This is a genomic window from Streptomyces sp. NPDC002476, from assembly GCF_042889785.1.
Classification (GTDB): Bacteria; Actinomycetota; Actinomycetes; order Streptomycetales; family Streptomycetaceae; genus Streptomyces.
The window spans coordinates 1-14,347 of sequence record NZ_JBIARH010000077.1; the positions used below are offsets into that span (position 1 = coordinate 1).

The window sequence follows — 14,347 nt, forward strand, 5'->3', positions numbered from 1 at the left end:
GCGCCGATGGTACTGCAGGGGGGACCCTGTGGGAGAGTAGGTCGCCGCCGAACAGTTTTTGTGGGGAAGCCCCGCACCCTTGTGGTGCGGGGCTTCCTCTTTTTTTGCAGGGCCGGCCCCTCACGGGAGACGGCCGCGTCACCCCCGTGCACCCGCATGAGGTGGCTGCGGGTAAAGTCAGGGGGCATCATTCGTACGTTCTTCACAGGAGGCCCCCGGGTGGAGGTCCAGGAGACTCGGGTTCAGACGGACCGGGTACTCACCATCCCCAACATCCTCAGCATGGCTCGCCTTGTCGGCGTCCCGCTCTTCCTGTGGCTGATTCTCCGCCCCGTGTTCGGCGGCCCGCAGAGCGACGGCTGGGCCCTCCTCGTCCTGATGCTGAGCGGCATCAGCGACTACCTCGACGGCAAGCTCGCCCGGCGCTGGAACCAGATCAGCAGCCTCGGCCGGCTCCTGGACCCCGCCGCGGACCGCCTTTACATCCTCTCGACCCTCGTCGGCCTGACCTGGCGGGAGATCCTGCCGCTCTGGCTCACCGCGGTACTGCTGGCGCGTGAGCTGATGCTCCTCGTGATGGTGGGGATCCTCCGCCGCCACGGCTACCCGCCGCCCCAGGTGAACTTCCTCGGCAAGGCTGCCACGTTCAACCTGATGTACGCGTTCCCCTTGTTGCTGCTCAGCGACGGAAGTGGTTGGCTGGCATCGCTGGCCGCAATTTTCGGATGGGCGTTCGCAGGTTGGGGTACAACGCTCTACTGGTGGGCAGGCATCCTCTACGTCGTTCAGGTCCGCCGACTCGTCAAGGCGGACGCAACAGCCGATTGAGCTCGTTGAAGCGGCGCCGCGCAGTGTGGCCGGCCCCCGCTCGTACCCCGAACAGTGCCCCGACGGGCGAAGTCGGCCAGACCGTCGTCTCTTCAAGGAGGACGATTCCGACATGAAGGCCGTCGTGATGGCTGGTGGCGAAGGCACGCGCCTTCGCCCCATGACCTCGAGCATGCCCAAGCCGCTCCTCCCGGTCGCCAATCGACCGATCATGGAGCATGTGCTGCGGCTGCTGAAGCGGCACGGGCTCAACGAAACCGTCGTCACCGTCCAATTCCTCGCCTCACTGGTCAAGAACTACTTCGGGGACGGCGAAGAGCTCGGGATGGAGCTCAGTTACGCCAACGAGGAGAAACCGCTCGGCACCGCCGGAAGCGTGAAGAACGCCGAGGAGGCGCTGAAGGACGACACCTTCCTCGTCATTTCCGGTGACGCGCTCACCGACTTCGACCTCACCGATCTCATCGCCTTCCACAAGGAGAAGGGCGGGCTGGTGACGGTGTGCCTGACCAGGGTCCCGAACCCTCTGGAATTCGGGATCACGATCGTGGACGAGGCGGGCCAGGTCGAGCGCTTCCTGGAGAAGCCCACTTGGGGTCAGGTCTTCTCGGACACCGTCAACACGGGCATTTACGTCATGGAGCCCGAGGTATTCGACTACGTCGAGGCCGATGTCTCCGTGGACTGGTCCGGCGACGTCTTCCCGCAGCTCATGAAGGAAGGCAAGCCCATTTACGGCTACGTCGCCGAGGGCTACTGGGAAGACGTCGGCACCCATGAGAGCTACGTCAAGGCCCAGGCCGACGTCCTGGAACGCAAGGTCGACGTCGAGATCGACGGCTTCGAGATCTCACCGGGCGTCTGGGTGGCCGAAGGCGCCGAGGTGCACCCCGACGCGGTACTCCGCGGCCCCCTCTACATCGGGGACTACGCGAAGATCGAAGCCGGAGCGGAAATTCGCGAGCACACGGTCATCGGGTCCAACGTCGTCGTCAAGAGCGGCGCCTTCCTGCACAAGGCCGTTGTCCACGACAACGTCTACATCGGCCAGCACAGCAATTTGCGCGGATGCGTGATCGGCAAGAACACCGACGTCATGCGGGCCGCCCGGATCGAGGACGGGGCCGTCATCGGGGACGAGTGCCTGATCGGCGAGGAATCGATCATTCAGGGCAATGTCCGCGTCTACCCCTTCAAGACCATCGAGGCCGGGGCGTTCGTCAACACCTCGGTGATCTGGGAATCGCGCGGTCAGGCACATCTCTTCGGAGCCCGGGGTGTTTCAGGGATTCTGAACGTCGAGATCACCCCGGAACTGGCGGTCCGGCTCGCCGGTGCCTATGCCACCACCCTCAAGAAGGGTTCGACGGTCACCACGGCGCGCGATCACTCCCGCGGCGCCCGGGCGCTGAAGCGTGCGGTGATCTCGGCGCTCCAGGCCAGCGCCATCGACGTACGGGACCTGGAGAACGTACCGATGCCCGTCGCCCGCCAGCAGACCGCGCGGGGCAGCGCCGGCGGGATCATGATCCGTACGTCCCCCGGCGTGCCCGACTCGGTCGACATCATGTTCTTCGACGAGCGGGGTGCGGACCTGTCCCAGGCCCGGCAACGGAAACTGGACCGGGTCTACGCCCGTCAGGAATACCGTCGCGCCTTCCCCGGCGAGATCGGGGACCTGCACTTCCCGTCCAGTGTCTTCGACTCGTACACCGGATCCCTGCTGCGCAACGTGGACACCACGGGGATCGCGGACGCCGGGCTGAAGGTCGTCGTCGACGCGTCCAACGGCAGCGCCGGGCTCGTCCTGCCCAGCCTGCTGGGGCGGCTCGGCGTGGACGCGCTGACCATCAACCCGGGCCTCGACGAATCGCGGCCCACCGAGTCCGCCGACACCCGGCGTGCCGGCCTGGTGCGGCTGGGCGAGATCGTCTCCTCGGCGGGGGCCGCGTTCGGCGTGCGGTTCGACCCCGTCGGCGAACGGCTCTCCCTCGTCGACGAGAAGGGCAGGATCGTCGAGGACGACCGGGCACTCCTGGTGATGCTCGACCTCGTCGCGGCCGAGAGGCGCAGCGGGCGCGTGGCGCTGCCGGTGACCACCACACGGGTCGCCGAACAGGTCGCGGCGTACCACGGGACACAGGTCGAATGGACGACGACGTCGCCCGACGACCTGACCCGCGTGGGACGCGAGGAGGGCACCATCTTCGGGGGAGACGGCCGCGGCGGCTTCATCGTTCCCGAGTTCAGCAGTGTCTTCGACGGTTCTGCGGCCTTTGTGAGACTGCTAGGGCTCGTCGCCAGGACCCAGCTCACCCTCAGCCGGATCGACGCCCGGATCCCGCGCGCCCACGTCCTGCGCCGCGATCTGGCCACGCCCTGGGCCGTCAAGGGCATGGTCATGCGGCGGGTCGTCGAGGCGGCGGGGGAGCGCAGCGTCGACACGACGGACGGCGTGCGGGTCGTCGAGGCCGACGGGCGATGGGTGATGGTGCTGCCCGACCCTGCCGAGGCCGTCACCCATCTGTGGGCCGAGGGGCCCGACGACGCGTCCGCGCAGGCCCTGCTGGACGAGTGGGCGGGGGTCGTGGAGAGCGCAGGTCACTGAGGGGACCCACCGGTGTGCCCGGGGCGCTCCCGGGCGCCGCAGGCCACACCGATGGGCCCATTCGGCGGTAGCGGCGGAGCCGTGCGACGATGTGCGGCATGCCGCAGCAGACCCCCGATCGGAGTATCCCCGCGCGTCCCGACGCGTCCATGTCGCTGCTGACCAACGTGATGGACCACAGCCTGGACGACGGGTACGCCGAGGCGTCGGCGCGTCGCAGGGCCGACGGGGCCGCGGGCATGCCCCGCAGGCTCAGATCGAAGCTCGGCCTCGCCGCCTGCCTGGTGCTCGCCGCTCTGGTCGTCACGCTCGGCGCCGCGCAGGCGCGTGTCTCGGCCCCCGTCCTCGCCAAGGAACGCGAGGAGCTCATCGACCGCATCGACGGCGAGACGAAGGCGGCCGACTCCCTCGAGTCCCAGGTGGACGGACTTCGGGAAGACGTGAGCAGACGCCAGCGCAAGGCGCTGGAGAAGCATGGCGGGGACCAGGGGGAGCTGGTGGCACTGCTCGCCGGGGCGACACCCGTGCGGGGGCCCGGCGTGAAGCTCGTGGTCGACGATGCGAAGGAAGCCGACGCGGGAGGCGGCGGCCCCCGGGGGAGCAGCAGCTTCTCCGACACCGGGCGCGTCCGCGACCGGGACCTCCAGCGGGTCGTCAACGGCCTGTGGCAGTCCGGCGCCGAGGCGATCGCGATCAACGGACAGCGACTGACGGCCCTGTCGGCGATCCGCGCCGCCGGTGACGCCATACTGGTCGACAACAGACCGCTCGTGCCGCCGTACACGGTGCTGGCGGTGGGGGACGGGAAGCCGCTCGGTGCCGCGTTCAGGGACAGCGACGACGGTCAGTACCTGCAGGCGCTCAAGGACACCTTCGACATCCGGACCAGCATGTCCGTCCAGGAGAAGGTGAGCCTCCCGGTCGCCCCCAGCCTGATCGTACGAACAGCACAGCCTTACCGGGCCGCAGACACCGGCAGTGGTGCGGCAGACGCAGAGAAGGGCACACCGTGATCGCCGTACTGGGCCTCGTCTTGGGAGTCGTGGTCGGGCTGTTGGTCCGGCCCGAAGTGCCGGCGGTGGTCGAGCCCTACCTTCCGATCGCCGTCGTCGCCGCGCTCGACGCCGTCTTCGGTGGGCTGCGGGCCATGCTGGACGGCATCTTCGTCGACAAGGTCTTCGTCGTCTCGTTCCTGTCGAACGTCGTGGTGGCCGCGCTGATCGTGTTCCTGGGCGACAAGCTGGGCGTCGGGGCCCAGCTCTCCACCGGCGTGGTGGTCGTGCTCGGGATCCGGATCTTCTCCAACGCCGCGGCCATCCGCCGGCACGTCTTCCGGGCCTGACGCCGATGAGCGACGCAGAGACCCCCGAGAACAGCGAACCGGCCGCCGAGCGGCCCGACGACACCACCCCGGAGCTCACGGGGCGCCAGCGGCTCATCGCCGGACTGTGGCCCCCGCGGGTGACGCGCGCCCAACTCGTCGTCGCGCTCCTGTTGTTCGTCCTCGGCCTGGGGCTGGCCATCCAGGTGCGTTCCACCAGCGACAACAGCGCGCTGCGCGGGGCCCGCCAGGAGGACCTCGTGCGCATCCTCGACGAGCTGGACGACCGCACGCAGCGCCTGGAGGACGAGAAGCAGGGGCTCGAGGCCCAGCGCACGGAACTGGAGAACAGCTCCGACCAGGCCGAGGAGGCCCGCAGACAGACCGTCGAGAAGGAACGGCAACTCGGCGTCCTCGCGGGTACCGTGGCCGCCCACGGGCCCGGGATCACTCTCACTGTCGACGATCCCGGCAACGGGGTGAAGGCGGACATGCTGCTCGACGCGCTCCAGGAGCTGCGCGCGGCGGGTGCCGAGGCGATCGAGGTCAACGGGGTCAGAGTGGTGGCCAACACGTACTTCTCCGGTGATGGCGGCAATGTCAAGGTCGACGGCCGTAAGATCACCGCACCGTATGTGTTCAAGGTGATCGGGAAGCCCCAGGACCTGGAACCCGCGCTCAACATCCCCGGCGGTGTGGTGCAGACACTGGAGAAGGAGCAGGCCACGGTGCATGTGGAACAGGTCGACGACATCGTCGTGGACGTCTTGCGACCGGCGCAGCGGCCTGACTACGCTCGGTCGTCATCCCCGTGAGGCCGCGGTACGGAAGGGTCGAGCAACACGGGCGGGAGGTTGCGGGGGGTCGCCGCACCGTCATGGTGGTGCGTGGTGGAAACTGTCGAGTGGATACGGACGTTGTGAAGTTGTCCGGGTCGGCAGGTGTGTTCGTTCAGGGTTCGTCCTGCCCCACGGGCGGGTCTATTTCGGTCAAGGGGAATCGCCCGTGAAGTTGTTTGGGAAGTTGTTCGGCAAGAGCGCTCGCGACGAGGCTGCCCGTCATCGCGCACCGCGCCACGGCCAGGCGGACGAGGCGGGCTCGCAGCGCCCGCTCTTCCGCGATGAGACGTCCGGTCCGGGCAGCGGCGCCGCGGGCGCCTCCGGCGCGTCGTCCGTTGACCCCGCCGGTGCCGGCCGCATAGGTTTCGGGGCACCGTCGAACTCGGGTACGGGTGGAGGGGTCGGCCCGGGGCAGGAGGGTTCGTCCATGCCGGTCTGCACGAGGTGCGGCCACCGCAACACCGAGGACAGTCGCTTCTGCTCCTACTGCGGCGCGCCGCTGAGGGGCGGAATTCCCGAGCGTGCCTCGGAGACGACGTCGACCATCTCCATCTCCGGTCTGGAGGCGTACGACGCGGAGACCACCGGGCAGACGGCCCTGCCGTCCCTCTCGCCCGAGGCACAGGCTGCTGTCGAGGCTCTTCCGGTCGGCTCGGCGCTCCTCGTGGTGCGGCGCGGTCCGAACTCCGGGAGCCGCTTCCTGCTGGACGGTGAGCTGACCACGGCCGGCCGCCATCCGCAGAGCGACATCTTCCTCGACGACGTGACCGTGTCGCGTCGGCACGTGGAATTCCGCCGGAACCCCGACGGCAGCTTCACGGTCAGTGACGTCGGCAGCCTCAACGGCACCTACGTCAACCGTGAGCCCATCGATTCCGTCGCTCTGTCGAACGGTGACGAAGTGCAGATCGGCAAGTACCGGCTGGTCTTCTACGCGAGCCAGCGGGGCATCTGACCCGTCAGGGAAGGTCCATGCTGAGAACACCGACGGGCGGTGCCGGTCACGGCACCGCCACGGCCGAAGACCGTCCGATGAGCATCGGCACGGTGCTCCTGCGGCTGCGCGACGAGTTTCCCGAGGTCACGATCTCCAAGATCCGCTTCCTGGAGGCCGAGGGTCTCGTCGAACCGCAGCGGACCCCCTCCGGTTACCGCAAGTTCCGCGCGGCCGATGTGGAGCGCCTGGCACAGGTCCTCCGCATGCAGCGGGACCACTACCTCCCGCTGAAGGTCATCCGCGAGCATCTGGACGCGCTCGGCCGCGGCGAACGGCCCGCGCTGCCCACCGGCAGCCTGAAGGATCCGGTCGACGCGGGCGCGGACGCGCAGCCCTTCCGGGCGACGGCGCCCCGGATCGGCCGTGCGGAGCTGCTCGCTGCCGCGGAGGTCACCGAGAGCGACCTGGCCGAGTGGGAGTCGTACGGACTGGTCACCCCCACCGCCGAGGGCGGCTACGACGCCGAGATGGTGACCGTGGCAAAGCTTGTGGCGGATCTGGGCCGATTCGGTCTGGAACCGCGTCACCTGCGTGCCATGCGGGCGGCGGCGGACCGTGAGGCCGGGCTCATCGAGCAGGTCGTCGCCCCCCTGCGCCGTCACCGGAATCCGCAGACCAGAGCCCACGCGGAGGCCACCGCGCGAGAACTCGCGGAGCTGTCCGTACGGCTCCATTCCGCCCTGGTGCAGACCGCTCTCAGGGTGCGCCTCCACTGATCGCGTCGCCGCCCCGACTACCCAAACCTGCCGAGCACGTCCTAGGGTTGCTGTGTGAACGAGCTCGACGTTGTGGGTGTCCGGGTGGAGATGCCCTCCAATCAACCGATCGTGCTCCTGCGTGAAGTGGGAGGCGACCGGTTCCTCCCCATCTGGATCGGTCCTGGTGAGGCGACCGCGATCGCGTTCGCCCAGCAAGGCATGGCTCCGGCCAGGCCCCTGACACACGACCTCTTCAAGGATGTGCTCCAGGCCGTCGGTCAGGAGCTGACCGAGGTCCGCATCACGGATCTGAGGGAGGGGGTCTTCTACGCGGAGCTGGTCTTCGCCAGCGGGGTCGAGGTGAGCGCACGCCCCTCCGACGCCATAGCTCTCGCTCTGCGGACGGGAACGCCGATCTACGGCAGCGACGGCGTGCTCGACGACGCGGGCATCGCCATTCCGGACGAGCAGGAGGACGAGGTGGAGAAGTTCCGCGAGTTCCTCGACCAGATCTCACCGGAGGACTTCGGCAGCAGCAGCCAGTAGCCGTCAGGCAGTGACCCGTCCGAGGGGACGCCGACAGCGCATCCGACAAGCCTTTCCCGCTCGCACGGCAGGGAAACCACCCTCAGGGTGATTATCACTCGGCGTGCCGAGTGTGGCGATCGTTGACGCACCCCGAGTGACTGCCTACCTTCGAGGTGGCAGGTCAAGGACGGAGGTCGGCGTGAGAAGCAGCGGCGACGGTACGGCAGTCGGTGGGCCGTATCCGCAGCAGGGGAGTACGGCCGGCCGCACCATCGGGCAATCGGTGAAACCGACTGTGGTGGCGGGGGGCGGAGTGACATCGGCCGACGACATCGGCTACAGGGGGCCGACGGCCTGCGCGGCCGCGGGGATCACGTACAGGCAGCTCGACTACTGGGCGCGCACGGGCCTGGTCGAGCCGAGCGTGCGCCCTGCGTACGGATCGGGCACGCAGCGGCTCTACAGCTTCCGGGACGTCGTCCTGCTGAAGATCGTCAAGCGCTTCCTGGACACGGGCGTCGCCCTCCAGAACATCCGCACCACGGTGCAGCACCTGCGGGCCCGGGGATTCCAGGACCTGGAGCGGATGACGCTGATGAGCGACGGGGCGACGGTCTACGAGTGCTCCTCGCCCGACCAGGTCGTCGACCTGCTCCAGGGGGGCCAGGGGGTCTTCGGGATTGCCGTGGGCGTGGTGTGGCACGACGTGGACGCCGCCCTGTCGCAGCTGCACGGCGAGCGGGTGGACACCGGCGAGACGCTGATCGGGAACAATCCCACGGACGAACTGGCACGTCGGCGCAACCGCGCCGGATGAACGCGCCGGGGAACCGGGGCACGGCGATTGTCAGTGCCATGGGGCAGCATCGGAAGATGTGAGAGCCGCGCCCACCATCCTGCATCTCGACATGGATGCCTTCTACGCCTCCGCGGAGCAGGCGGCGAAGCCCAGCCTGCGCGGCAAACCGGTCGTGGTGGGCGGTCTGGGGCCGCGCGGAGTCGTCGCCACCGCGTCGTACGAGGCCCGGCACTTCGGGGTGCACTCGGCGATGCCCATGGCGCAGGCGCGGCGTCTGGCGCCCAACGCGGCCTATCTGGTGCCGCGCTTCCATCTGTACCGGGTGGTCAGCGATCAGGTGATGGAGTTGCTGGGGCGGCTCTCCCCACTGGTGGAGCCGCTCAGCCTGGACGAGGCGTTCGTCGACCTGGAAGCCGGTGGGGTGGCCGACGACACGGCCTCCGCGCTGGCGGTCGGCAAGGAGCTGCGCGCGGTCATCGAGGCCGTCACCGGGCTCACCGGCTCGGTCGGGCTCGCGGGTTCCAAGATGCTGGCCAAGATCGCGTCGGAGGAGGCGAAACCGAACGGTCTGCGGCTCATCGAGCCGGGGACGGAACGGGCGCTGCTCGCGCCCAAGTCCGTGCGGATCCTGCCCGGCGTCGGGCCCGCGACGGCCGATCATCTGCGGCGGGCCGGGATGACGACGGTCGACGACCTGGCCGAGGCGGGGGAGGCGGAGCTCGTACGGCTGCTCGGCAAGGCGCACGGCGGCTCGCTGTACCGCATGGCTCTCGGGCACGACGACCGGCCCGTCGTCGCCGAACGCGACGCGAAGTCGGTGTCGGTCGAGGACACCTTCGACACGGACCTGCACGACCGGGTGCGGGTCAGGACGGAGGTGGAGCGGCTGGCCGACAGGTGCGTCCGGCGGCTGCGCGGGGCGGGGCGGTCAGGGCGCACGGTGGTGCTGAAGGTGCGGCGCTACGACTTCTCCACGCTCACGAGGTCCGAGACGCTGCGGGGGCCCACGGACGATCCCGCGGTGGTCCGGGAGGCCGCCGCGCGGCTGCTGGAGGCCGTCGACACCACCGGGGGCGTACGGCTCCTGGGGGTGGGGGTCACGGGTCTCGCCGACTACACCCAGGAGGACCTGTTCGCCCAGGCCGCCGGTGAGCGGGCCGCCGCCGGGGACACGGCCGAGACGGGCGCCGACGAGGGGCGGGAGCCGGACCGCGCGGCGGCCGGCGCGTCCGAGGAGGCACCGGAGACCGCCGAACGGCTCGCGGCCAGGGGCTGGCCCGCCGGCCACGACGTCCATCACGACACATACGGTCACGGCTGGGTGCAGGGCAGCGGCCTCGGCCGGGTGACGGTCCGGTTCGAGGAACCCTGGTCGGCGCCCGGCCGGGTGCGCACGTTCCGGACCGACGACCCGGAGCTGCGGCCGGCCGATCCGATGCCACTGGTGCGCGATCCGGTGGACTACTCCTCCTGGCCGGCCAGGCTGCCGAAGTCCCTGTCCGGGGCGGTCCCCCCGGGTGAGGAGTCGAGGCCGTAGTGCCGGTACAGCTGAAGCTCCTGTTCCGGCGAGAGGTGGCGGCCGACACCGAAGTCGGGCGCTTCCCTGATCAGGGCGCGGTCGAAGGGGACGCGGAGGGTGTCCTCCACGAATTCGCTGGGTTCCAGCGGGACGAACGCGTCCCGGCTGAAGAGTCCGGTGCGCACGGCCGCCCACTCGGGTACGCCGGTCGCGTCGTCGAGGTACACCTCGTCCACGGTTCCGATCTTGGTTCCCTTGCGGTCGAACGCCTTGCGGCCGATCAGGCTGCGCGGATCGATGTCGTTCTGCACGATCCCTCCCACTGGTCGCGGCTACTCCACAAGCACTACAGAAGGGCACAATCGGGGGGTTGGCCACTCGAGGGCTCCGCCACGAACCCCGCTGGTAGGCTGGTCACGGCCGCTGACCCCGTGCGGGAGAGCCTCCGGAACCGATCCGAAGGCGCCGAAGGAGCAAATCCTCCCCGGAATCTCTCAGGCCCCCGTACCGCACGGACGAGGTCACTCTGGAAAGCAGGGCGGGTGCCGTGCGGCCGCGTGCCGGTTCGGTTCCCTTCCTCACCGACGGTGAAAGCCGGTGTGCCGCAGGTGTGCCGGTGAAGCTCTCAGGTCGAGATGACAGAGGGGGAGGCCGTTCGGGCATCCGCGCCGCGGTGCCCCTTCGCAGGTCGTGACAGACCAGGAGGCCTCCACCATGACCCCCCGTCGCACTCCGCTCTCCCAGCTGGAGCAGGGCATTCCGTTCGAGCAGCGCCACATCGGTCCCGATGCCGAGTCGCAGTCGAAGATGCTCGCCCAGGTCGGTTACGGATCGCTGGACGAGCTGACCGCGGCCGCGGTGCCCGATGTCATCAAGAGCGCCGAGGCGCTCGCCCTGCCGGGTGCCCGCACCGAGGCCGAGGTCCTGGCCGAGCTGCGCGCCCTGGCCGACCGCAACCAGGTGCTGGCCCCGATGATCGGGCTCGGTTACCACGGCACCTTCACCCCGCCGGTGATCCTCCGCAATGTCATGGAGAACCCCGCCTGGTACACGGCCTACACGCCGTACCAGCCGGAGATCTCGCAGGGCCGGCTGGAGGCGCTGCTCAACTTCCAGACCATGGTCGCCGACCTCACGGGGCTGCCCACCTCCGGCGCCTCCCTGCTCGACGAGGGCACCGCGGCCGCCGAGGCGATGGCTCTCTCTCGACGGGTCGGCAAGGTCAAGGACGGCGTCTTCCTGGTCGACGCCGACGCCCTGCCGCAGACGATCGCGGTCGTCGAGACCCGCGCCGAACCGATCGGTGTGGAGGTCGTCGTCGCCGATCTCACCGACGGCATCCCCGCCGAGCTCGCCGAGCGGGGCGTCTTCGGCGTCCTGGTGCAGTACCCGGGTGCCTCCGGTGCGGTGCGCGACCCCCGGCGCGTCATCGAGCAGGCCCGTGAACTCGGTGCGATCGTCACCGTCGCCGCAGACCTGCTGGCCCTCACGCTGCTCACCTCGCCGGGCGAGCTGGGCGCCGACATCGCCGTCGGTACCACGCAGCGCTTCGGCGTCCCGATGGGCTTCGGCGGACCGCACGCCGGCTACATGGCCGTGCGCGAGAAGTTCGCCCGCAGCCTGCCCGGGCGCCTCGTCGGCGTCTCCGTCGACGCGGACGGCAACAAGGCGTACCGGCTGGCCCTGCAGACCCGCGAGCAGCACATCCGCCGCGAGAAGGCCACCAGCAACATCTGCACCGCCCAGGTGCTGCTCGCCGTGATGGCCGGGATGTACGCCGTCTACCACGGCCCCGACGGGCTGCGGCTGATCGCCCGGCGCACCCACCGCTACGCGACGGTCCTCGCCGCGGGTCTGCGCGCTGCCGGTGCCGAGATCGTGACCGAGAGCTACTTCGACACCCTTACCGTACGCGTCCCGGGCAGGGCCGCCGATGTCGTGGCCGCTGCCCGCGAGGGCGGGGTGAACCTGCGGCTCGTCGACACGGACCTGGTCTCCGTGGCCTGCGACGAGACCACCACGCGTACGCAGATCGCCGCCGTCTGGGCCGCCTTCGGCGCCGAGGGCGACATCGACGCGCTGGACGCCGACGCCGCCGACGCGCTGCCCGAGAACCTGCTGCGTGCCGACGAGTTCCTCACCCACCCGGTCTTCCACCAGCACCGTTCCGAGACGGCCATGCTGCGCTACCTGCGCGGGCTCGCCGACCGGGACTACGCCCTGGACCGCGGCATGATCCCGCTCGGCTCCTGCACCATGAAGCTGAACGCGACCACCGAGATGGAGCCGATCACCTGGCCCGAGTTCGGTGCGCTGCACCCCTTCGCCCCGGCCGAGCAGGCGCAGGGCTTCCTCACCCTCATCCGTGAGCTGGAGGAGCGCCTCGCCGAGGTCACCGGTTACGACAAGGTGTCCATCCAGCCGAACGCCGGGTCGCAGGGCGAGTTCGCGGGCCTGCTGGCCGTGCGCGCCTACCACCGGGCCAACGGCGACGAGCAGCGGACCGTCTGTCTCATCCCTTCCTCCGCACACGGCACCAACGCCGCCAGCGCGGTGATGGCGGGCATGAAGGTCGTCGTGGTGAAGACCGCCGACGACGGCGAGGTCGATGTCGAGGACCTGCGCGCCAAGATCGAGAAGCACCGCGACGAGCTCGCCGTGCTCATGATCACCTACCCGTCGACGCACGGTGTGTTCGAGGAGCACGTCGCGGACATCTGTGCCGAGGTGCACGACGCCGGTGGTCAGGTGTACGTGGACGGCGCCAACCTCAACGCCCTGGTCGGCCTCGCGAAGCCGGGCCGGTTCGGCGGCGACGTCTCGCACCTGAACCTGCACAAGACCTTCTGCATCCCGCACGGCGGCGGCGGCCCCGGTGTCGGCCCGGTCGGCGTGCGCGCGCACCTCGCGCCGTTCCTGCCCAACCACCCGTTGCAGCCCGCCGCGGGCCCCGCGACCGGGGTCGGACCGGTCTCGGCCGCCCCGTGGGGCTCGGCCGGCATCCTGCCCATCTCCTGGGCGTACGTCCGCCTGATGGGCGGGGAGGGCCTGAAGCACGCGACGCAGGTCGCCGTGCTCGCCGCCAACTACATCGCCAAGCGGCTCGAACCGCACTTCCCGATCCTCTACAGCGGTCCGGCGGGCCTGGTCGCCCACGAGTGCATCGTGGACCTCCGGCCGCTCTCCAAGGCCACCGGCGTCAGCGTCGACGACGTCGCCAAGCGGCTGATCGATTTCGGCTTCCACGCGCCGACCATGTCGTTCCCGGTCGCCGGAACGCTGATGATCGAGCCGACCGAGAGCGAGAACCTCGCGGAACTCGACCGCTTCTGCGACACGATGATCGCCATTCGCGGAGAGATCGAGAAGGTGGCCTCGGGGGAGTGGAGCACGGACGACAACCCGCTGCGCAACGCACCGCACACCGCCGCGGCGCTGGGCGGCGAGTGGAAGCACGGCTACAGCCGTGAGGAGGCCGTCTTCCCGGCCGGTGTCGTGGCCGCCGACAAGTACTGGCCGCCGGTGCGCAGGATCGACGGTGCCTTCGGCGACCGCAACCTCGTCTGCTCCTGCCCGCCGCTGGACGAGTACGACAACTGACGCACCCGTGTCCGGGTACGTCACGGACACCCGTCGGGGCCGGTGCGGAGATCTCTCCGGGCCGGCCCCGTTCGTACCTGCCGCTCTCAGGCGGCCCGCATCACCCGGTCGGCCGCCAGCGGCCGATGAGGGGCGATGATCTGCCCGTCCGGGAGCAGCTCACCGGTGTCCTCGAAGAGCAGGACACCGTTGCACAGCAGGCTCCAGCCCTGCTCCGGGTGATGCGCCACGAGGCGGGCGGCTTCCCGGTCGGGTGAGTCGGCGGTGGGGCAGGGTGGCTGGTGCTGGCACATGGATGGGTTCTTTCGCTGCGTCGTGGTGAATGTCCTGCGGCTTGACGAAGTGTTCATGGCCGCTCCCCCGTATCGATAGGTTCGGTCCCAGTGTTGCTCCACGGGCGCCGTTCCGCAGGGATTTCGCGGCAGCACTTCCGTCTACTCCGAGGACGCGTCACCCGACCGGACGGTTCACCGCAATTGCACTGTCCTTTCGGGTGGTTCGGGGTGGTCGGACCGGGCTAAGGGCTGTCCCGTAATCCCTGGCGGGCGCGCGACGACAGCTGCGGCACCTCGCCGCGTTGTCGGAACGTCCGCATACATCCAGTATGCGG

At 69.6% G+C, this 14,347-nt stretch carries 13 protein-coding genes and 1 riboswitch; of the genes, 11 read left to right on the top strand and 2 right to left on the bottom strand.

Annotated elements, in window-relative coordinates; genetic code table 11:
• Positions 1 to 219: 219 nt before the first annotated feature.
• The 10 genes from ACFYXM_RS36130 to ACFYXM_RS36175 all read left to right on the top strand — a co-directional run bounded on the left by ACFYXM_RS36130 (position 220) and on the right by ACFYXM_RS36175 (position 10,155).
• A complete protein-coding gene (locus tag ACFYXM_RS36130; protein ID WP_073782737.1) occupies positions 220 to 828 on the top strand; it encodes a CDP-alcohol phosphatidyltransferase family protein in 609 nt (202 codons plus the stop codon).
• A 112-nt stretch (positions 829 to 940) separates the two neighbouring features.
• The gene (locus ACFYXM_RS36135; protein ID WP_389295987.1) at positions 941 to 3,436 is read left to right on the top strand and encodes a sugar phosphate nucleotidyltransferase; all 2,496 of its coding nucleotides are present in this window, start codon (positions 941 to 943) and stop codon (positions 3,434 to 3,436) included.
• 149 nt (positions 3,437 to 3,585) lie between these two features.
• Positions 3,586 to 4,449, top strand: coding sequence for a DUF881 domain-containing protein (locus ACFYXM_RS36140; protein WP_389296001.1), 864 nt, complete (start codon positions 3,586 to 3,588; stop codon positions 4,447 to 4,449).
• A complete protein-coding gene (locus ACFYXM_RS36145; protein ID WP_073782734.1) occupies positions 4,446 to 4,778 on the top strand; it encodes a small basic family protein in 333 nt (110 codons plus the stop codon). Before ACFYXM_RS36140 ends, ACFYXM_RS36145 begins: the two co-directional genes overlap by 4 nt.
• 5 nt (positions 4,779 to 4,783) lie before the next feature.
• The gene (locus tag ACFYXM_RS36150) at positions 4,784 to 5,572 is read left to right on the top strand and encodes a DUF881 domain-containing protein (RefSeq protein WP_389295989.1); all 789 of its coding nucleotides are present in this window, start codon (positions 4,784 to 4,786) and stop codon (positions 5,570 to 5,572) included.
• A gap of 190 nt (positions 5,573 to 5,762) precedes the next feature.
• The gene (locus tag ACFYXM_RS36155; protein WP_389295991.1) at positions 5,763 to 6,551 is read left to right on the top strand and encodes an FHA domain-containing protein; all 789 of its coding nucleotides are present in this window, start codon (positions 5,763 to 5,765) and stop codon (positions 6,549 to 6,551) included.
• 17 nt (positions 6,552 to 6,568) lie between these two features.
• Positions 6,569 to 7,309: a MerR family transcriptional regulator gene (locus tag ACFYXM_RS36160; RefSeq protein WP_389295993.1), complete on the top strand. Its 741-nt coding sequence runs from the start codon at positions 6,569 to 6,571 to the stop codon at positions 7,307 to 7,309.
• A 54-nt stretch (positions 7,310 to 7,363) separates the two neighbouring features.
• Positions 7,364 to 7,837, top strand: a complete 474-nt coding sequence (locus ACFYXM_RS36165; RefSeq protein WP_073782726.1) for a bifunctional nuclease family protein — start codon at positions 7,364 to 7,366, stop codon at positions 7,835 to 7,837.
• 181 nt (positions 7,838 to 8,018) lie between these two features.
• Positions 8,019 to 8,636, top strand: a complete 618-nt coding sequence (locus tag ACFYXM_RS36170) for a MerR family transcriptional regulator (protein WP_351518802.1) — start codon at positions 8,019 to 8,021, stop codon at positions 8,634 to 8,636.
• Between the two features lie 58 nt (positions 8,637 to 8,694).
• Positions 8,695 to 10,155, top strand: a complete 1,461-nt coding sequence (locus ACFYXM_RS36175; protein ID WP_389295996.1) for a DNA polymerase IV — start codon at positions 8,695 to 8,697, stop codon at positions 10,153 to 10,155.
• Here ACFYXM_RS36175 and ACFYXM_RS36180 read toward each other — a convergent pair.
• A complete protein-coding gene (locus ACFYXM_RS36180; RefSeq protein WP_389295998.1) occupies positions 10,080 to 10,448 on the bottom strand; it encodes a PRC-barrel domain-containing protein in 369 nt (122 codons plus the stop codon). The genes ACFYXM_RS36175 and ACFYXM_RS36180 overlap by 76 nt on opposite strands.
• Positions 10,449 to 10,561: 113 nt before the next feature.
• Positions 10,562 to 10,657: riboswitch (glycine riboswitch) on the top strand.
• 194 nt (positions 10,658 to 10,851) lie between these two features.
• Here ACFYXM_RS36180 and gcvP point away from each other — a divergent pair.
• On the top strand, positions 10,852 to 13,737 hold the full coding sequence (gene gcvP, locus ACFYXM_RS36185) for an aminomethyl-transferring glycine dehydrogenase (RefSeq protein WP_389295999.1): 2,886 nt from the start codon (positions 10,852 to 10,854) through the stop codon (positions 13,735 to 13,737).
• 86 nt (positions 13,738 to 13,823) lie between these two features.
• On the opposite strand, the gene ACFYXM_RS36190 is transcribed toward gcvP, so the two are convergent.
• Positions 13,824 to 14,030: a DUF5999 family protein gene (locus ACFYXM_RS36190; protein ID WP_351518795.1), complete on the bottom strand. Its 207-nt coding sequence runs from the start codon at positions 14,028 to 14,030 to the stop codon at positions 13,824 to 13,826.
• Positions 14,031 to 14,347 lie beyond the last annotated feature (317 nt).

Bases quoted from the DNA above. Each gene is read 5' to 3' on its own strand.
- ACFYXM_RS36135 (WP_389295987.1), top strand. From the start codon at position 941: ATGAAGGCCGTCGTGATGGCTGGTGGCGAAGGCACGCGCCTTCGCCCC.
- ACFYXM_RS36140 (WP_389296001.1), top strand. From the start codon at position 3,586: ATGTCGCTGCTGACCAACGTGATGGACCACAGCCTGGACGACGGGTAC.
- ACFYXM_RS36150 (WP_389295989.1), top strand. From the start codon at position 4,784: ATGAGCGACGCAGAGACCCCCGAGAACAGCGAACCGGCCGCCGAGCGG.
- ACFYXM_RS36160 (WP_389295993.1), top strand. From the start codon at position 6,569: ATGCTGAGAACACCGACGGGCGGTGCCGGTCACGGCACCGCCACGGCC.
- gcvP (WP_389295999.1), top strand. From the start codon at position 10,852: ATGACCCCCCGTCGCACTCCGCTCTCCCAGCTGGAGCAGGGCATTCCG.
- ACFYXM_RS36190 (WP_351518795.1), bottom strand. From the start codon at position 14,030: ATGTGCCAGCACCAGCCACCCTGCCCCACCGCCGACTCACCCGACCGG.